Annotated in this window: 18 protein-coding genes; 1 reads left to right on the forward strand and 17 read right to left on the reverse strand. The window is 50.2% G+C overall.

All coding sequences use genetic code 11. The features are described 5' to 3' along the window. Window positions 1–20 precede the first annotated feature (20 nt). Genes kapB through hprK form a run of 5 tightly spaced genes read right to left on the reverse strand, consistent with a single transcriptional unit; the run spans window position 21 to window position 3,326 of the window. Window positions 21–401, reverse strand: coding sequence for a sporulation phosphorelay system protein KapB (gene kapB, locus EXIG_RS12270; protein WP_012371274.1), 381 nt, complete (start codon window positions 399–401; stop codon window positions 21–23). A 29-nt stretch (window positions 402–430) separates the two neighbouring features. Beyond that, on the reverse strand, window positions 431–913 hold the full coding sequence (locus EXIG_RS12275; protein WP_012371275.1) for an acyltransferase: 483 nt from the start codon (window positions 911–913) through the stop codon (window positions 431–433). After that, entirely contained in the window at window positions 897–1,553 is a 657-nt protein-coding gene (gene ppaX / locus EXIG_RS12280) for a pyrophosphatase PpaX (protein WP_012371276.1), read from the reverse strand. Before ppaX ends, EXIG_RS12275 begins: the two co-directional genes overlap by 17 nt. 4 nt (window positions 1,554–1,557) lie before the next feature. Continuing rightward, window positions 1,558–2,391 (reverse strand): prolipoprotein diacylglyceryl transferase, encoded by an 834-nt coding sequence (gene lgt, locus EXIG_RS12285; protein WP_012371277.1) that lies wholly within the window; start codon window positions 2,389–2,391, stop codon window positions 1,558–1,560. Continuing rightward, window positions 2,391–3,326 carry an HPr(Ser) kinase/phosphatase gene (gene hprK, locus EXIG_RS12290; RefSeq protein ID WP_012371278.1) on the reverse strand — a complete coding sequence of 312 codons (936 nt, stop codon included), beginning with the start codon at window positions 3,324–3,326 and terminating at the stop codon, window positions 2,391–2,393. Before hprK ends, lgt begins: the two co-directional genes overlap by 1 nt. A 120-nt stretch (window positions 3,327–3,446) precedes the next feature. Between hprK and EXIG_RS12295 the strand changes: the two genes are divergently transcribed. Further along, on the forward strand, window positions 3,447–3,839 hold the full coding sequence (locus EXIG_RS12295; protein ID WP_012371279.1) for a hypothetical protein: 393 nt from the start codon (window positions 3,447–3,449) through the stop codon (window positions 3,837–3,839). A 105-nt stretch (window positions 3,840–3,944) separates the two neighbouring features. Here the strand turns inward: EXIG_RS12295 and EXIG_RS12300 are convergent, their stop codons facing one another. The 12 genes from EXIG_RS12300 to prfB form a co-directional block, all read right to left on the reverse strand. Further along, complete coding sequence (locus tag EXIG_RS12300; protein ID WP_012371280.1) at window positions 3,945–5,048, reverse strand: DUF4097 family beta strand repeat-containing protein; 1,104 nt, start codon at window positions 5,046–5,048, stop codon at window positions 3,945–3,947. Between the two features lie 108 nt (window positions 5,049–5,156). Continuing rightward, complete coding sequence (gene uvrA, locus EXIG_RS12305; protein WP_012371281.1) at window positions 5,157–8,012, reverse strand: excinuclease ABC subunit UvrA; 2,856 nt, start codon at window positions 8,010–8,012, stop codon at window positions 5,157–5,159. Between the two features lies 1 nt (window position 8,013). Next, window positions 8,014–9,981: an excinuclease ABC subunit UvrB gene (gene uvrB, locus EXIG_RS12310; protein WP_012371282.1), complete on the reverse strand. Its 1,968-nt coding sequence runs from the start codon at window positions 9,979–9,981 to the stop codon at window positions 8,014–8,016. A 166-nt stretch (window positions 9,982–10,147) separates the two neighbouring features. Continuing rightward, window positions 10,148–11,311 carry a PDZ domain-containing protein gene (locus EXIG_RS12315; RefSeq protein WP_012371283.1) on the reverse strand — a complete coding sequence of 388 codons (1,164 nt, stop codon included), beginning with the start codon at window positions 11,309–11,311 and terminating at the stop codon, window positions 10,148–10,150. Between the two features lie 19 nt (window positions 11,312–11,330). Beyond that, window positions 11,331–12,752, reverse strand: a complete 1,422-nt coding sequence (locus EXIG_RS12320; protein ID WP_012371284.1) for a S41 family peptidase — start codon at window positions 12,750–12,752, stop codon at window positions 11,331–11,333. 95 nt (window positions 12,753–12,847) lie between these two features. Then, window positions 12,848–14,251 (reverse strand): M23 family metallopeptidase, encoded by a 1,404-nt coding sequence (locus tag EXIG_RS12325; protein WP_012371285.1) that lies wholly within the window; start codon window positions 14,249–14,251, stop codon window positions 12,848–12,850. 41 nt (window positions 14,252–14,292) lie between these two features. Continuing rightward, entirely contained in the window at window positions 14,293–15,192 is a 900-nt protein-coding gene (ftsX, locus tag EXIG_RS12330; protein WP_012371286.1) for a permease-like cell division protein FtsX, read from the reverse strand. Next, entirely contained in the window at window positions 15,182–15,868 is a 687-nt protein-coding gene (ftsE, locus tag EXIG_RS12335) for a cell division ATP-binding protein FtsE (protein ID WP_012371287.1), read from the reverse strand. The genes ftsX and ftsE overlap by 11 nt, the downstream gene beginning before the upstream one ends. Window positions 15,869–16,062: 194 nt before the next feature. Continuing rightward, window positions 16,063–16,425 (reverse strand): cytochrome c551, encoded by a 363-nt coding sequence (gene cccB / locus EXIG_RS12340; protein ID WP_012371288.1) that lies wholly within the window; start codon window positions 16,423–16,425, stop codon window positions 16,063–16,065. 110 nt (window positions 16,426–16,535) lie between these two features. Then, window positions 16,536–17,405 carry a YitT family protein gene (locus tag EXIG_RS12345; RefSeq protein ID WP_012371289.1) on the reverse strand — a complete coding sequence of 290 codons (870 nt, stop codon included), beginning with the start codon at window positions 17,403–17,405 and terminating at the stop codon, window positions 16,536–16,538. 101 nt (window positions 17,406–17,506) lie between these two features. Then, complete coding sequence (locus EXIG_RS12350) at window positions 17,507–18,010, reverse strand: GNAT family N-acetyltransferase (RefSeq protein WP_012371290.1); 504 nt, start codon at window positions 18,008–18,010, stop codon at window positions 17,507–17,509. Between the two features lie 67 nt (window positions 18,011–18,077). Next, window positions 18,078–19,178, reverse strand: a complete 1,101-nt coding sequence (prfB, locus tag EXIG_RS12355) for a peptide chain release factor 2 (RefSeq protein WP_012371291.1) — start codon at window positions 19,176–19,178, stop codon at window positions 18,078–18,080. Window positions 19,179–19,218: the final 40 nt, after the last annotated feature.

Consider the following 19,218-nt stretch of genomic DNA (forward strand, 5'->3'; position numbering starts at 1 on the left):
ACAGAAAAAAACGCCGGGGTTTATCCCCAACGTTTCGCATAAATCGATTCCAGTTCCTTGTAATTCTCTAAGCATTTTTGTACGAAAGCATCCGCTTGCGGGTTTTGTCCATTCAACCGTTCGACTTCTTTGTCGAACGCTTGGCGTAAGCTTTCGGCGTAGCTCGGAATCTCACCTTCATAGGCATAAACGACACCGGGAGCAACCGTTACTTTTTCGTGCGGGTGTAAGGCAGTACGGACATGGAAGAGGGGCACGTCGACCTGATTCGGATTGTGCAGATCACCTTGAATCGGGTGTTTCTCGACGGCCAGTACCTCGACGACCAACCCTTGCGGACGTTCGGCAAATAATCTTCCGAAATACTTTCCTGTTTTATACGTAAAGCGGATATGACTCATCTTGTCCTCTCCTTCCTCTCACATTTTCGTCACATTTCGTGCCGGCGGAGCGGCTGACTCGACACGCGTTCCCCGGGCAGAATATCCCGATGGACGACGGAACCGGCTCCGACCATCGCACCGTCCCCAATCGTCACGCCGGGTAAAATCGTCACGTTTGCGCCAATCAACACGTCATTTCCGATCGTCACGTTGCCGATCCGGTATTCCGTCGTCAAATATTCGTGGCAGAGAATCGTCGTATTGAAGCCGATGACCGTATTGGAGCCGATCGTAATCCGTTCCGGGAACATCGTATCCGGCATGACCATCAACGCCAGTGCCGTCCGGTCGCCGATCTTCATCCGCAAACACGTCCGGTAGAGACTGTTCTTGAAGCGGAGCGACGGCGAGAACCGGCCAATCGTAATGATGATGAAACACCACATGACTTTAAAGAACGATACCGTCCGATACATGTGCCAGAGCGGATTTGTCGCTCCGACGTGATACCGGTCAGTCCGCCGTGGCATTTTCGGCCTCGATCCAGTCACCCAACTGTTCCATCGAATCAATGATCAAATCCGGTTCGAGCGCTTCGAGATACGGACGTCCTTTGATTGCCCAGCCGACGGCAACGGTTTTCAGACCGGCATTTTTCCCGCCGTGGATGTCCGTATCGTTGTCACCGACCATGATTGTTTCTTCCCGTGTTGAACCGAGCAAGGCCATCGCCTTCTCAAACGGTTCGACGGCCGGTTTTTCTTCCGTCACGTCGTCTGCCGCAATGACCGCGTCAAACAGATGCGAAAGTCCAAACAGTTCGATTCCTTTTAACGCCACGCGCCGGCTTTTTGAAGTGACGATTGCCATCTTGTAGCCTTGTTCCTTTAAGCGGCGTAATCCGTCGAGCACACCCGGATACTCAAGAACAAGTGCATCATGCATCGCGATGTTGTAACTCCGGTAAAACGCGACCATCTCTTTCCATTGGTCCGCATTTAATTCCGAGAATGACTTTTCAAGCGTCGGTCCGATGAACGGAAGCAGTTCTGCTTCCGTAAAGGTCCGGTCCGGATAATAATAATCGAGCGTATGAGCAAAACTTTTTAAAATGAGGGGATTCGTATCAATCAACGTCCCGTCGAGATCAAAGAGAATCGTTTGAATCATCGGTTCATTTCGCCTCCCGTTTTGTTCCGTCCAAATAACGGACAGCATTTTTTCGGATAAACAGCATGATGACGCCGAAGATGATCAGACAGATCGAGACGATTTGCGCCGTCCGAAGACCGCCGCCCATCATTAAACTGTCCGTCCGTAAGCCTTCGATGTAAAAACGTCCGATCGAGTACCAGATCAGGTAACCGAGGAAGACATAACCGCGTCGCGGATTAAACTTCATCCGCCAGACAATCAACAGGATGACACCGATGATATTCCAGATACTTTCATATAAGAACGTCGGAATGTAATAGACCCCGTCAATATACATCTGATTGACGATCCAGTCCGGTAAGTGCAACGTATCCTGCAGGAAGGTCCATGTCGTCTCGCCACCGTGGGCTTCCTGGTTAAAGAAGTTGCCCCAGCGTCCGACCGCTTGTCCAAACAAGAGCGACGGTGCCAAAATATCGGCAATTTGCCAAAACGAGATGTTTTTCTTGAGCGTATAAATCAGGACGGTCAAAATCGCACCGATGATGGCACCATGAATTGCAATGCCGCCCTGGCGGATGTTGATGATTTGATCGAGATTCTGACCATAATAATCCCATTCGAACGCCACGTAGTAAATCCGGGCACAGATGATACTGATCGGAATCGACCAGATGACGACATCGACGGCATATTCTTCGTTAAAGCCGATCCGTTTGGATTCAAAGATTGCAATCATCAGACCGACGACCGCGCCAAGCGCGATGACGATCCCGTACCAATAGATCGGAATCGGCCCGATTTCGATCGCCACCCGGTCAAACGTCGGTTGGACACTCGCTAATGTTCCCATCAAAGACCACCGTTCCCATCTTCAATCGCTTGCGCGAGACGCCCTGCAAATTCTTCTGCTGTATTGATGCCCATGTTTTTTAGACGATAGTTCATGGCAGCCACCTCGATGATGACAGCCAGGTTTCGTCCGGGACGAACCGGAATCGTCAAGAACGGGATTTCCGTATCGATGATTTGTAAGGTTTCCTGGTCCAGTCCTACGCGGTCGTAGACTTTCGCCTGATCCCAGATTTCCAAATTACAGACGAGGCTGATTTTCTTGTGCGAACGAACGGCACCGGCACCGAATAACGTCATCACATCGATGATACCGATTCCGCGAATCTCAAGCAGATGCTGAATCAATTTCGGAGCGGTCCCGACAAGGATGCCGTCGCCGGTCTGACGAATCTCGACCGAATCATCGGCGACTAAACGGTGTCCCCGTTTGACGAGTTCAAGAGCTGTCTCGGATTTCCCGACGCCGCTTGCCCCTTTGATGAAAACACCGACGCCGTAGATATCGACGAGCACGCCGTGCATTGCCGTTGTCGGTGCGAGCTCCGCTTCGAGGAAGTTCGTAATTTGTGATTCGACCGATGTCGTATGTCCCTTCGTCGTCAAAAGAGGGACGTTCGTTTCGTCCGCCGCCTTGACGATTGCTTCCGGTACATCAAAACCACGTGTAATCAAAATTCCCGGTGTCTCATCCGTACAGAGAACGTTTGCCCGCTCGAGCTGTTCCTCATACGTCAGGTTGTTGAAAAACGTCAATTCCGTTTTCCCGAGAATCTGCAGACGTTCTGCCGGGTAATAGGCATAATAGCCGGCGAGGACAAGACCCGGTCGACAAAGATCAGCCGTCAAAATCGGACGATGCAGTCCTTCTTCTCCGGTAACGATTTTTAAATTGAATTGCTTTACGATTTCAGCTGTTCGCACTTTTGGTTGCACGCTCAATCAGCCCCTTTCACTTGAAGTATTGTACCATATTTTTCTCAAAATCAAGGATTTCGATTAGAAGTGGACAATCTTGGGAATGGAGTACAGATAGGAAAAAAAGGAGGTTTTATTATGATGGAATCAACAGGCAGCGGAATCGGCATTATTATCATCATGATTTTATTCGCAATTCTCGCCATCGTCGGCTTTGTTTACCTGATCATCGCCTTGATCGATATGTGGAAAGCCTATTCGCGCAATCAGGACCAAACGGCATTATTATTCTTCATTATCTCGATTATCGGAATCTTCATCAGCGGTTCGTTTATCTCGTACATTTTAGCTATCATTTTCTATTGGAACCGCTCACGCCGCAAGAGCTGGATGGGAATCGGCTTGATCATTCTCTCGATCGTTCTTGCCATTGTCGGTGTCGTCACACTTTTATCGTTTGGATATGACATGAATAACTTCGAAAACATGAATTTTGACGATCCGATGATGGATCAAGACTACAATTATTAATTCGTACCGGCATTTCATCCGGCGACTCCCTATCTTCTGATAGCGGGTCGTCTTTTTTTTGGCAAAAAAATCCTGCCCCTTATGAATCAAGGGACAGGACTCGGATTATAAAGCTTGCGGACTTAAGTGAACACCGTGCGTGACGGAAATCGTGCCCGTCTTCGTATCAGCGGCGACTTCAATCTTCGGAGTCCGACCACGACCTGACAGGAAGTGGAGTTTCCGGTTGACGACTTCTTTTTGATCGCGGATCAATTCCATTTCGTCGAGGTTACAGTTCAGACCGCCGAAGTTCGTTTCCAGTTCACCGTAGACTTCTGCACCGTGCGGCAACATCAAGGCGATGCTTCCGGCAAGCGACGACGCTTGGATCTTCGCATCCTGGACTGTCTTCAGTTCACACCGGACGTTACCGTTCGCCGTCTTCAGATCAGACCGCTCAAACACGCCGGTCGCAATGACTTGACCGTTGGCCGTTTTCGCTCTTAACGACTTGATTTCCGATTCTTCGATTTCGATCGAACCGTTGGCGGTTGACGTCTTCACTTCTTCACTGAACAGGTCACGGACATGAATTCGTCCGTTCGCTGTCATCAGTTGCACTGACGTCGCATCAAGCGACGATAACGTGACTTCACCGTTTAACGTCTGCAAGACGAGTGATTCATAGTGACGGCGCGGAATCTTCAAGTGAACCGTCGCGCGAACGCGTTTATCCTTCAGACGAATCGATAACGTGTTCGCAGAAACAGAGTGCTGAAGTGCTGCCTGCAGTTGCTCCAGCGCTTGTTCTTCGTTCACTTGACGGAGCGGGCGACCGGTAACGGTCAACTCACACTCTTCCAAGTCACCCGGTTCGACGATGGCATTGGCATTAAATAAATCCAAATGAATCGTCTCACCGCTGAACGGGAATTGTTTGACGTACGTGACGTTCGGTCCGGACGTTTGATTGAGTGACAAGTCACTTTCTTTGATCCGGTTGACGAGGCCGTCAAAAGCTGACATGACTTTTGATGTCAAGGAGTCGACCGTATAATGGTCGACCCGGTCGTATTGTTCCGGTTCGTCCACGTATTTATGCTCACTTGAAGACGACGGTTTCTGATCGATGGCTTCAAGGCGTTCGAGTTTATCGAGTGCTTCGTCAATCGTCAGCTTTCCTTCTTTCACTTGTTCAAGTATCAGTTGGCGCATATCCTGCTTCATCAATAGTTCCCTCCTCTGATCTGGTACACGTTAATCGATGGGACTTGCTTATTTACTTCGTTCTACTTTCCTTACTTCCCTTTTTACGATTCCTGAATCAAAAAAGTTTCATGATTTGATTCGGGCCGTGTCTCGTTCGAGAACAGGAGCCAGGTAATGACCGGTATAGGATTCCTTGACCGCTGCGATTTCTTCCGGTGTTCCGGTCGCGACAATCTTCCCGCCGCCGTCTCCGCCCTCTGGTCCGAGATCAATCAAATAGTCAGCTGTTTTGATGACATCCAGGTTGTGTTCGATGACGAGCACCGTGTCTCCGTTGTCGACGAGTCGTTGCAAGACTTTCAGCAATCGGGCGATATCGTGGACGTGTAACCCGGTCGTCGGCTCATCGAGAATATAAATTGTTTTCCCGGTCGAACGTTTATGCAGCTCGGATGCCAGCTTGACCCGTTGTGCTTCTCCGCCGGACAGTTCCGTCGCCGGTTGTCCGAGACGCATGTAGGTCAGACCAACGTCGGCAATCGTCTGCAGTTTCCGACTGATTTTCGGAATCTTTTCAAAGAATTCCAACGCATCTTCAACTGTCATCTCGAGCACATCGGCAATCGTCTTGCCTTTATATTTTACTTCCAGCGTTTCGCGGTTGTAGCGTTTGCCGTGACAGATTTCACACGGCACATACACATCCGGCAGGAAGTGCATCTCAATCTTGATGATGCCGTCGCCGCGGCAGGCTTCACAGCGTCCGCCTTTGATGTTGAAGCTGAAGCGGCCTTTTTTATACCCGCGAAGTTTTGCTTCGTTCGTCGAGGCAAAGACGTCGCGGATATCGTCAAAGACGCCGGTATACGTCGCCGGGTTCGAACGTGGTGTCCGACCGATCGGCGACTGATCGATATCGATGACTTTATCGATTTGGTCGAGTCCTGAAATCCCTTTATGGGCCCCCGGTTTTTCCTTCGCCCGGTTCATCTCATGGGCAATCGTCTTGTAGAGAATCTCATTGATCAATGTCGATTTCCCGGAACCGGATACCCCGGTCACGGCGACGAACAAACCAAGCGGAATGTCGACATCGACGTTTTTCAAATTGTTTTCCGACGCTTTGTGAATCCGTAACGCCCGACCGTCCGGTTGTTTCCGTTCAGACGGGACGGGAATGAATTTCTTGCCGGACAAGTATTGTCCCGTCAAAGAATTCGGATCCTGCATCAGTTCTTCCGGACGTCCCGCTGCCGTGACGAATCCGCCGTGGTCACCGGCTCCCGGTCCGATATCAATCAGGTAGTCCGCTGCCATCATTGTATCCTCATCATGTTCGACGACAATCAACGTGTTTCCGAGATCGCGCATCGTCTTGAGGGTATTGATCAGCCGGTCGTTATCACGCTGGTGGAGTCCGATTGACGGTTCATCAAGGACGTACAAAACACCGGTCAGCCGTGACCCGATTTGCGTCGCGAGACGAATCCGTTGTGCTTCTCCGCCGGACAATGTACCGGCAGCCCGCGAGATCGTCAGATAATCGAGTCCGACGTTCTCGAGGAACGACGACCGTTCATGAATTTCGCGGACAATCATCCGGGAAATCGTCTGATCCTTCTCGGATAATTTGTCTGGCAACTCTTCAAAAAAGACGACGGCCTGTTTGACGGACATCTTCGTCACTTCACCGATATGGATTCCTGACACTTTGACGGCGAGGGATTCGCGTTTTAAGCGGTGTCCTTTACATGTCGGACAGGCTTTTTTCGCCATGTACCCTTCCATCTGTTCCCGGATGTAGTCGGACGATGTCTCTTTGAAGCGTCGTTGTAAATTGTTCAGGACACCTTCAAAGAACAATGACGTATTGCGGACCATCCCAAAGTCATTTTCATAACGGAACTGGATTTCTTCCTTCGTGCTACCGTTCAACAGAATATCGCGGTGTTCGTCCGACAGCTGTTCGAACGGTGTATCCATGTCGATGTTGAAGTGGCTGCAGACAGCCGCAAGCAACTGCGGATAATATTGTGAACTGGTTGGTTCCCAGGCGATGATCGCCCCTTCGTTCAACGATTTATCCGGATGCGGTACAACGAGATCAACGTCGACTTCGAGTTTCGTCCCGAGTCCGTCACACGATGTACAAGCTCCGAACGGCGAGTTAAACGAAAACATCCGTGGTTCAAGTTCACCGATCGAGAAGCCGCAGATCGGGCAGGCATGGTGTTCGCTGAACAACAGTTCGTTCCCGTCCATCGTATCGACGATGACGCGGCCGTCCGCAAGACGAAGTGCCGTCTCAAGCGAATCCGCGAGGCGGGCTTCCACGTCCGGACGAACAACGACCCGGTCGACGACGACTTCAATCGAATGTTTTTTATTTTTCTCGAGTTCGATGTCATCCGTCAAATCAATCGTTTCTCCATCGACACGGACGCGGACGAAACCTTCTTTTTTCAAATCTTCGAAGACTTTGACATGAGCACCTTTTCGTCCGGAAATGATCGGCGCGAGAATTTGCAGACGGCTGCGTTCCGGCAGTTCCATCACTTGGTCAACCATCTGACTGATCGTCTGGCTCGAAATTTCAATCCCGTGATTCGGACAGATCGGTTTTCCGATCCGGGCATAGAGCAGACGGAGATAGTCATAGATTTCCGTGACCGTCCCGACCGTCGAACGCGGGTTTTTACTCGTTGTCTTTTGGTCAATTGAAATGGCCGGACTGAGTCCTTCAATCGCATCGACATCCGGTTTGTCCATCTGACCTAAAAACTGACGGGCGTAAGCGGACAGACTTTCGACATACCGTCGTTGCCCTTCCGCATAAATCGTGTCGAACGCGAGCGATGATTTCCCCGATCCCGATAAGCCCGTCAGAACGACGAGCTGATCGCGCGGAATTTCGACATCGATGTTTTGTAAGTTATTGACGCGAGCGCCCTTGATGATGATTTTGTTCTTTTTTTCTGCCAACTTAGGCACCTGCTTTCAATTCTAAGATAAGGTCACGCAATTCTGCTGCCCGTTCAAACTGCATGTCTTTCGCCGCTTGACGCATCTCTTGGTCGAGCTGCTCGAGCAACGTTTCGCGTTCCGGTTTTTTCAGTTTGTTGAACTTTTCGAGTTTTTCGACTGTATCGTCGCTCTCGATCGTCGTACTGATGACACCACGGACATCCTTTTGAATCGTTTTCGGCGTGATACCGTGTTCTTTATTAAAGGCGAGCTGAATGTTGCGCCGCCGTTCCGTTTCATCAATCGCTCGCTGCATCGAGTCGGTCATCTTATCGGCAAACAGAATGACGTGCCCTTCCGAGTTTCGGGCTGCCCGACCGATCGTCTGAATCAGTGACCGTTCCGAACGCAGGAATCCTTCCTTGTCGGCATCAAGTATCGTCACGAGTGAGACTTCCGGAATATCCAGTCCTTCCCGCAACAGGTTGATCCCGACGAGGACATCGTATTTCCCGAGCCGTAAATCGCGGATGATTTCAATCCGCTCAAGCGTCTTGATTTCCGAGTGCATGTAGTTGACCTTAACGCCATGCTCCTTCAGATAATCCGTCAAATCCTCCGACATTTTTTTCGTCAATGTCGTCACGAGCACTCGTTCATTTTTCGCGACACGTTCGCGGATGTTATCCATCAAGTAGTCGATTTGACCGGTAATCGGATGAATCTCGATCGTCGGATCAACGAGTCCGGTCGGACGGATGATTTGTTCGACCATCTCTTTTGTATGTTCGATTTCGTAAGGACCGGGTGTCGCCGAGATATAAATCGCTTGGCTGACCTTTTCCTCAAATTCCTCGAACCGGAGCGGCCGGTTGTCCTTCGCTGACGGCAGACGGAAGCCGTGGTCGACGAGGACTTGTTTCCGGGCCTGGTCCCCGTTGTACATCCCGCGGATTTGCGGCAACGTCACGTGCGACTCATCGGCGACCAGTAAAAAGTCTTTCGGGAAGTAATCGATCAACGTGTACGGTGTCGAGCCCGGGGGCATTAAGTTCAAGTGACGGGAATAGTTTTCGATCCCCGAGCAGTAACCCATCTCGCGCATCATCTCAAGGTCATAATTCGTCCGCTGTTCGAGCCGCTGGGCTTCGAGCAGCATACCGTCTTCCCGCATCTTCGCGAGTTGCGTTTCGAGCTCAGCCTCAATGTTCGTAATCGCTTTTTGCAGACGGGTATCCCCCGTCACGAAGTGGGATGCCGGGAAAATCGATATGTGTTCCCGGTCGGCAATGATTTCCCCTGTCAATGGGTCCATATCACGGATTCGTTCAATCTCATCTCCGAAAAATTCGATCCGGACACACTGTTCATCGCGGGACGCCGGGAAGATTTCAACGACATCCCCCCGAACACGGAACCGCCCGCGCTGGAAATCGATATCATTTCGTTCATATTGAATGTCGATCAGACGACGCAACATCTCGTTTCGTCCCATCTCGTTTCCGACACGGAGCGACAGCACGTGGTTGTTGTACTCTTCCGGATTACCGAGACCATAGATACACGACACCGACGCGACAATCAGGACGTCTTCCCGTTCGAACAGGGAAGCTGTCGCTGAGTGACGCAGCTTGTCAATCTCATCGTTGATTGATGAGTCTTTTTCGATGAACGTATCTGTCGACGGTACATAGGCTTCCGGTTGGTAATAATCATAAAAGCTGACGAAATATTCGACCGCGTTATTTGGGAAGAACTCTTTGAACTCCGAATACAGCTGACCAGCAAGCGTCTTATTGTGTGCCAAGACCAGCGTCGGCTTCTTAATCTCTTTGATGACGTTCGAGACGGTAAAGGTTTTCCCTGTCCCTGTCGCGCCGAGCAACGTCTGATGGCGTTCACCGTTCTTGACGCCTGCAATCAATTTTTTAATCGCTTCCGGCTGATCGCCACCCGGTTCAAATGGTGATACTAACTCAAAATCCATCGTATTCTTCCCCCTCATCCAGTTCACAAAATCTATTTCTATTGTACCACTTTGCGAACAAACATTCGATTTTGAAGTGCTTTATTTAAAAGTTACCCGTTTTTCACGAAAAGAAAAAGTCCAGCCCGCAGGCTGAACTGTTTTTACGCTGAATTTTAAACTCAAGTCACTGCAGGGTCCGGATTTTCGTCCGTTTGTTTCCGGGTTCACTGACGAACAAAATCCCGAGATCATGATGATCCTGTTCATAAAAAGCCCGCTGTGCGAACCGAACATCCCCGTTGTGATTCATGACTTCCAGGCGAAGATACGGTTTGTGTTTTTGAATCGCTTCGTAAAACGACTTCTCCGACTCGACGAACTCTCCATTGACTTTATAAATCGCTTCGCCCGGGACGAGTCCCATCTCAGAAGCCGGCTTCTCCGGTAACGTTCCGAGAATGACGACCCCGCGTTTTCCGTTGAGGAACAGCGGTGTCTGCGAGCGGTTGAGTCGTTTAATCCGCTGATGCAAAATCAGGTGAATCATGAGCAGGACCGGTAACCCGTATAACCAGACAGCCTGTCCGGTCAGGAAGGCACCTGCCGCAAGCACGACGGACAAGACGAACGTCAGCAGTCGTCCCTGGATCAGCGGACGGATTAACTGGTCCGGCAACTGTCCCGTAAAGAGGAAACTGAATCCGATCGGCAAAAACAGGACAATCGGAACGAACTCCGGAAACGACCATTGTGGAATGAGCGTTTCCAAACTGCTGCCCGGTACAAAGACGACGAGCGGAATCAGCCACAGTTTATTCGACGAAAGTCCGCCGATGTAACGTCCCCGCTTCGATAAGACCAAGGAAGGTGATAAATTCTTTTTCCCCCGCCAGATCAACAGTACCAGTTCAGCTCCCAAGGACAAGGCCGCAAGCAACAGCCAGTCACTGACCGTGACATCCCGGAGACTGTCAACCCGGTCACCCGTCATGAACCAGGTGACGCCGGCAAGCAGGACGAGCGGTCCGAGCGGTAAATTGAAGCGGATGACACCGGTCAACATAATCAGGAACGTCAACACCATGAAGGCGATCAGAAACTCTGTTGAGACCGTCAACGTTAAACTCACACTGATGACGGATAAGACAAGACCAACCACGAAGCCCGGAATAAGCGTTTCGAAGAGATCGGTCCGTTTGCTACGCGTGCGTGACCGGAACAGATTCCGTTCACGTTTGACACGTCGCATACTGAGTAAAAAACTGACTAGAACTGCTAACCACAAGATTGGACTAGCGAAGAGACTAATCACTGTCCAACCGATTCCATCGAGTAATTCCACGCCCATTCAGACCTCTTTCTGTAAGTTATTGTGCAGCGACTTCCAACGCCTTGATACGCTGGACATCATTTTTTTCGTCTTCCAGTTTCTTCAGGAGACGTGTTTCCATCTCGGAAGCGGTCACCTGATTGATTTTTCCGGTCACCTCAAGCTTCGCGTCTTTTTGGAGACGCTCGACCGCCTGTTTCATCGTATCGCCGAAGTAACCGTCCTGTCCTTTCGGATCAAAACCGATCGCTTCAAGAACCAGGTGTGCGTTTTCGACAGGCTTGCCGTAATCGCCGCTTGCAAGCGTCTTATTATCCGTCAAAATCTTCGTGACGTTAAAGTAATCCGGCTGTTTGACTTCGACCGTCGGCTTGACGCCTTTTTTATGAATCCAGTTGCCGTCCGGTGTCAGCCATTTATTCGTCGTCAGCTTTAAATCACTGCCGTCTTTTAAATCATAAGCGCTTTGGACGATTCCTTTTCCGAACGATTTCGTCCCGACTACTTCGGCACCGGCGCCTTCTTTTAACCCGGCGGCCAGAATTTCCGAAGCCGAGGCCGATCCGCTGTCTTCGAGGACAACGAGCTTATAAGGTTTCTTCTCTTCCGCTTTCCCGAATTCCTGCGTCCGCTCCCCTTTGTTGTCTTCCACCTGGAAAATCGGTGTGTCTTTCGGGATGAACGGCGCAATCATTTGTGAAACAGCTGTCAGCAAGCCGCCCGGATTTCCCCGGACATCGATGACAAGACCATCAATGTTTTTCTCCTCGAGGGCTGCGAGTTGTTTCTCGAACTCTTTTGCCGTCGGATCCGAGAATTGTGTCACCTGCAGGACACCAATCGTCTTGCCGTTGACTTTTTCCGTCTTCGAATAGACGGTTTCAATCGGAATCGTATCGCGGACGATTGAAATCTTCATCGGATCCTGTCCGCCGCGTTGAATCATCAAGACGACTTTCGTCCCTTTTTCGCCGCGGATTTTCTTGACCGCTTGATCCGTTTTCTGTCCTTTTGTTGATTTACCGTCAATTTCTAAAATAATATCCCCCGGTTTGATACCGGCTTTTTCAGCGGGCGATCCCTTGATTGGTGAGACGATGACAATCGATTCGCCTTTTTGTTCGAGGGTCGCACCGATGCCTTCGAATGAAGACGACAAATTCGTGTTGAACGATGCCGTTTCCGATTCGTCCATGTAGACGGAATACGGATCGTCGAGGACTTCCGTCATTCCCGTCAGTGCCCCTTCGAGCAACTCCTGATCCGTCACGTCCTCGAGATAATTTTGGGAAATCATCTGTCTGACCTGATCAATTTTTTTCCAATCTCCCGTTGCGTTAGACGAAGAACTCGTCGCCACTGAATCCGTTCCACCTGCCGCTAACATCCCGACAGCCCCTGCTCCAAGACCCAAACCAAACGTACTGACCGCTATGACGGCCGTTGTCGATTTTTTCACGCGTAATTCCTCGTTTCTGGTGTAAACCTGCTATTTTTTTCAGTATAGCAAAAAAAGATAGGTTACCCTATCTTTTCGTCAGTCGCTCGTTGAAGTTATAAGATGTACGGTGCCGGATCAACCGCATTTGGTTGTCCGACGGCCCACTCACCGCGATGGATCTCAAAGTGGAGATGCGGCCCTGTCGACCAGCCGGTTGAACCGAGTTTGCCGACGATATCCCCCGGCATGACCGTTTGTCCCGCCTTGACCGAAACCGAATCGAGATGACCGTAAACCGTCGTCCAGACTTTCCCGTCAATCAGGTGTGTAATCATGACGACATTTCCATAGCCGGTCGCACTGCCGGCCCGGAGGACAATCCCGCCGGCCGCTGCTTTAATCGGGGTTCCTTTGGCATTAACGAGATCCAGTCCGGTATGCCGTTCCGACTTCCCGGTCAACGGGTTGTTGCGGGGACCGAACGGGGACGAGACATAACCTGTGACAGGCAACAGGAAAGGCTTTACGATTGCGCCCGGTTCCGATGTCTCCGGTTGGGCAGAAGGTGTTTCCGTCACCGGTTCCGAAGCCGTCGGTGGACGGGACGCTGGTTGATTTTGTTCTTGCTGTTCTTTTTCTGCTTTTGCTTTCTGCTCTGCCTGCCGCTCGGCTTCTGCAGCCGCCTCCGCTTCCCGGGCAGCGGCTGCTCTTTGCGCCGCTTCGGCACGTTCTTTTGCTTCCTGTTGCGCCCGTAGTTCGGCCGCACGCAACTCTTCCAACTGACGGCTGATCAGACGTTGCTGGTCTTCAAGGATCGCCGCTTCTTCCGCTTTCGTGAACTGTTCCTGTTGCAACTGTTCGACCTGACTGTTCAACCGGACGACCAACGTCCGTTTGACTTCTGATTCCGCGATGATCCGGGTCTGCAAAATCAACAGCTTCCGCTGCTCTTTTTTTAATTGTCCGAGTACGAGTTCCTGCTCGGACCGTTGTTCGGTTAACTGTTTGACGTTCGCCTGGTACGTCTGCAGGACACCGTCGTCCTGCTTGATGATTTCGCTGACAGTACTGAAACGCGAAATCAAATCTCCGAAATCCTTGGCATCGAGCAATACTTCGATGTATTTGACATCCCCATCCCGTTGGACGGACCGCAACCGGTCCCCGATCAATTTTTCCTGTGTCCGGAGTTTCGATTCCGTTTGACTGACGGCCCGGGTGACGATCGCCAGTTCTTCTTTGGCAACAGAAACAGCCGCCTGTTGATCCGCAATTTTACTCGCTAAATCTTCCAGACGGCTGTTGACTTCATCCAGGCGCGCTTTTGCTTCCTTGCGCTCCTGTTTCGTCAAGACTAACTTCTCCGATGTCTGATTCTGCGATTGTTCCGTCTCTTGCAGACGGGACTCGACCTCCTGTTGTTCCTTCAACAAATCTTCCTTGGACGTTGCCTGAACGGATACACTTGAACCAATTAATGCCAAGCTTAGGACGGTAGAACAGAATCGGACCTTCATGAGAAGCATCTCTCCTCTATCTTTTATTTGATTTTCAGAATTTAAATCTTCAAGAAACGGCCAAGTGACGTCGTTGATCCCCAGACACCGATGAAGGCACCGAGTGCGAGCAGAATGACAGACACTTGAATCGACAGTTCACCCGGTGGAATCAAGGTGAAAATTGAGGCATTCAATGATACGAGTTGTGGTTGCAATGCATTGTACGTCACTTCGTATCCGAAGTAGACGACAGCAATCGGAATCAGTGCCCCGAGTACCCCCATCAGCAGTCCTTCGATGAAGAACGGTGCACGGATGAAGCCGTTTTTTGCACCAACGAGTCGCATGATTTCAATCTCACGGCGACGTGAGAAAATCGTGACCTTGATCGTATTCGAAATGAGGAACATCGCCATGAATGTCAAACCGACAATCAGGATGATTCCGCCGATCCGAACCCCTTCAAGGAAGTTGAACATCTTCTCAACATAATCTTCGCCATATTCAACACTATCTATATTTTCCATTTTTTTGACGGTATTTGCAATAGTTTCTGTCTCATTTGGTGAAGTTGCCTTGACGATATACCGGTCGTGGAGCGGATTATCCTTCTCAACCGACTGGTAGGCCTGTGATCCTTCGCCAAGCTGTTCCTTGAAGCGGTCCAGTTCTTCTTCTTTTGAGCTGTAACGAACAGATTCAACACCCGGCATCTGTTCTAGTTTTTTTCCAACTGCATCGATTTTTGCCTGATCGGACTCTCGTTCGACGAACACTTGAATTTCGACGTCTTTTTCGACGTTATCGGAAATCTTGTTGACGTTGAACATGACCATCGCAAAAATCCCGACGAGTAATAAGGTCACGGTAACGGCACTGACGGAAGCGAATGTCATCCAGCCGTTTCGGACGAGACCTTTTGCCCCTTCCCGTAAATGACGGAATCCATTAAACTTCATAGCCGTACATTCCTTTCTCTTCGTCTCGGACGATTTTTCCACCGTCAATTGCGAGGACGCGATGACGCATCTTATTGACGATATCTCGGTTGTGGGTCGCCATTACGACCGTTGTCCCACGGCGATAAATCTCTTCAAATACTTCCATGATCTCCCATGCTGTATCCGGGTCAAGGTTTCCTGTCGGCTCATCGGCGATGACAAGTGACGGACGATTGACAATGGCTCTCGCAATCGAGATCCGTTGCTGTTCTCCACCGGATAATTCATCAGGATAGTTCCGTTCCTTGTGCTTCAACTTCACGAGATCGAGTACTTCAAGTACTTTCTTGCGGATCTGAGATTTGTCTTCACCGACAACTTCAAGGGCGAACGCGACGTTTTCATAAACCGTCAAGGACGGGAGTAGTTTAAAGTCTTGGAAGATGACGCCGATTTGGCGACGAAGTTCGGGGATTTGGCGGTTTTTCAACTTACCTACTTCAATTCCTTTAAATAAAAACGAACCGCTTGTCGGACGTTCTTCGCGATACATCATTTTCATGAATGTCGATTTCCCGGCTCCGGATGGACCAACGATATAGACGAATTCGCCTTGGTTGATCGTCAAATTGACTTCACGAAGTGCCGTGACACCGTTCGGATAAATTTTGCTGACTTGTTGCATCTTGATCACTTGCTTCACATCCTTACTTGATTACTGATGCTGATCAGATAGGTCTTAACGCCTACCGACCCCCATTATAACAGGCAACAATTTTTAAGCACATTACAATCAAATGTCATTTCCGGCTGATTTACATAAAAAAAGGGAGCCGGACAGCGAACATTTGTCATGTTCGTCATCTCTAGCCCCATACTATCACATAATTATTTTTTGTCAGCTAACCAATCCGCAACGGCGACGATTTCTTTGTCGTCTTTCAGGATACCGGCTGGCATTTGCCCTTTACCGTTTTTGATGATTTTTTGAATTTCTTCCGAAGAATATTTCGCTCCGACTTTCGTCAAGTTCGGTCCGACATTTCCCTCGAGATTATTCCCGTGACACGAAGCACAGTTGTTGGCGAAGATTTTTTCAGCGTCGACGGCTGTATTTGTTTTTGACGAATCATCGCTCATCGTCGATTCGTCCTTCGATGTATCCGATGAACTCGAATCATCACTGCCACATGCACCGAGTACAAGTGTCGCACCGAGTCCGGCTGCGAGTAAAAGGTTTTTCAATTTCATTCTTATTCCCCCTTAGTTAAGTACAAAACGACATCGTTATCTACTAGAGTATAACCGTTATCAGTACTTTCTAAGCGTGATTTCACAAAAATTTCACTCTTTCCAAACGTTTACGGCACATTCCGGTAACGTTTGTCGTCCGAGAAACCGAGCCCGAGCACTTCGTGGGCCTCGCTGACGACCAGAAAAGCGTTCGGATCGATATGTTTGACGATTTCTTTAAGCGTCGTGATTTCCCCCTGACGGACGACGACCATCAGCATCGGTTTGCGCGTCCGGGTAAACGCACCGGCGGCTTCAATTTCTGTCGCTCCCCGGTCGAGCGTCTGGAAAATCTCTTTGACGAGCGCTTCCCGTTGATCGGAGATGATGTAGGCCAGCTTATCGTTCGTGATACCAAGTTGCACGACATCAATCATCTTGATCGTAATGAACAAGGCGACGAGGGCATACAACCCAATCTCAAGCGAAAAGATGATGGCGGCACTGATGACGATCGTCCCGTCGAGCAAGGCGATACAGAAATGGAGCGGGATTTTCGTGAAGCGATGCAGAATCTGGGCAATCAGATCCATCCCGCCGGTCGAGGCACGGGCTTTAAAAATCAAACCGAGACCAATCCCGACGCCGGCTCCGCCGAAAATCGCAGCAAGCATCGGATTCATCGTCGCTGCCGGCACCTCGAACCGTTCATAAACCAGGATGACGACCGGTAAAAAGATTGAGCCGACGAGCGATTTGACGCCGAAGCCCATCCCGAGAATCATCCAGCCGATCGCCAGCAAAACGATATTGGCAATCAGCTGAAACAAGCCCGGTGAAATTCCGAACAGATCGTTTAAGACGATCGACAGACCGCTGACGCCTCCGGAGGCCAACTGGTTCGGTGCCAAAAATAAACTGAAGGCACTAGCGACAAAGACGGAACCGAGTAATAAATACACATAGTCGCGGACGACTTCCTGACGTGTTGATGTCATAACGTTACATTTCCCCTTATATAAGTTCTACAACCCGTTTTTCATTTTAGCGGAAAAACAGAGGAGCGACTAGAAGGGCTGAGCAACTCGCAGTGGTTCTCTTATACCGCACTAAAGGGTTTCGAGTACCGGACTGTTCCGGCAATCCCTTTTAACGCCTGCCGTTCGAGCGGCATGACCAGAAAGACGTCCATCGGGACCGGGAATGGTGCTTCGATGCCATAATCGACAGCCCGCTCGAATCCGAACTGCGGATAATAACTGTCATGCCCAAGGACGACGATATGTGACTCGCCGGCTTCCCGGGCATCTTCAATCACTTGGCGGATCAGTTCCGAGCCGATGCCTTTGCGTTGCCAGTGTGGTTTGACACCGACCGGCGCGAGTGCGAGCGACGGAATGTCTTCGATGTAAATCCGGCTGAGTAAGACATGCCCAACAATCTCGCCCTTGTCCGTTACAGCGACGCGGCTGTAATGCGGGAGCGACGCCTCATCTTCCCGTAACGCTTCGACCAGATCGGCTTCCGTCCGCTGTCCAAACGCGGCTTGATGGACGAGCCGAATTCCGGCCGCGTCTTTGAATATTTCTGTACGAATCTGCATCTGTTTCGCTCCTTCAATCGAATTGGTAGAAAAAAACCGCCGACACAAAGGCCGACGGGATATCCACTTACATATTCATTAAGCGCAGGTACGCATCGATGAAGCCCATGATGTCCCCATCCATCGCGCCTTGCGTATTCCCGACTTCGTAGTTCGTCCGGTGATCCTTAACCATGCTGTATGGGTGGAAGACGTATGAACGAATCTGACTGCCCCAGGCGATATCTGATTTTTCACCACGGATTTCGTCGAGTTTCTTTTGTTTTTCTTCGATTTCACGTTGATAAAGTTTTGCTTTCAACATCTTCATTGCCGCTTCACGGTTCTTGATTTGCGACCGTTCCTGCTGACATGAAACGACGACACCTGTCGGAACGTGCGTAATCCGAACAGCAGAGTCCGTCGTATTGATGTGCTGTCCACCGGCACCGGATGCCCGGTACGTATCGACACGCAAGTCTTCTGTCCGGATCTCGATATCGATATCATCGTTGAATTCCGGCATGACGTCACACGACACGAACGACGTATGGCGACGGCCTGACGAGTCGAACGGAGAAATCCGCACGAGACGGTGAATCCCTTTTTCCGCTTTCAAATACCCATAGGCGTTGTGCCCCTGGATCCGGAGCGTGACCGATTTCACACCGGCTTCGTCACCCGGCTGATAGTCCATCGTTTCGACTTTCCAGCCCTGCTTGTCGCAGAAACGTTGATACATCCGTAACAACATCGACGCCCAGTCCTGTGACTCGGTTCCGCCGGCGCCCGGGTGCAATTCGAGAATCGCGTTGTTGGCATCGTATTCGCCGTTCAATAAGATTTGAAGTTCGAACTCATCAAATTTCTTTTTGATGTCGCCGAGTTCCGACTCCAGTTCTTCCTGAAGTTCAACGTCCGGCTCTTCTTTAATCAATTCGTACGTTAAAACGATGTTTTCGTGACCGTCCGCGAGGTGCTGGTATTTATCGACCATCGCTTTCAGACCGTTTGATTCGTCGATGACTTTTTGAGCCGACTCCTGATTGTTCCAGAAGTCCGGGTACGTCATCTCGTTTTCAAGCTCCTCGATGCGTGAGATCTTCGTCTCGAGATCGAGTGATGCCTTGTATTCATCGAGTTTCTTTTCCATCCACTCGGCGGTATTGCGTATTTCTGCTAATTCCATTGTGTTCCACCTTCTCTTTCCGTCAAAAGAGGCAGGAATC

It is taken from the genome of Exiguobacterium artemiae 255-15 (genome assembly GCF_000019905.1).
In the GTDB taxonomy this organism is placed as follows: domain Bacteria; phylum Bacillota; class Bacilli; order Exiguobacteriales; family Exiguobacteriaceae; genus Exiguobacterium_A; species Exiguobacterium_A artemiae.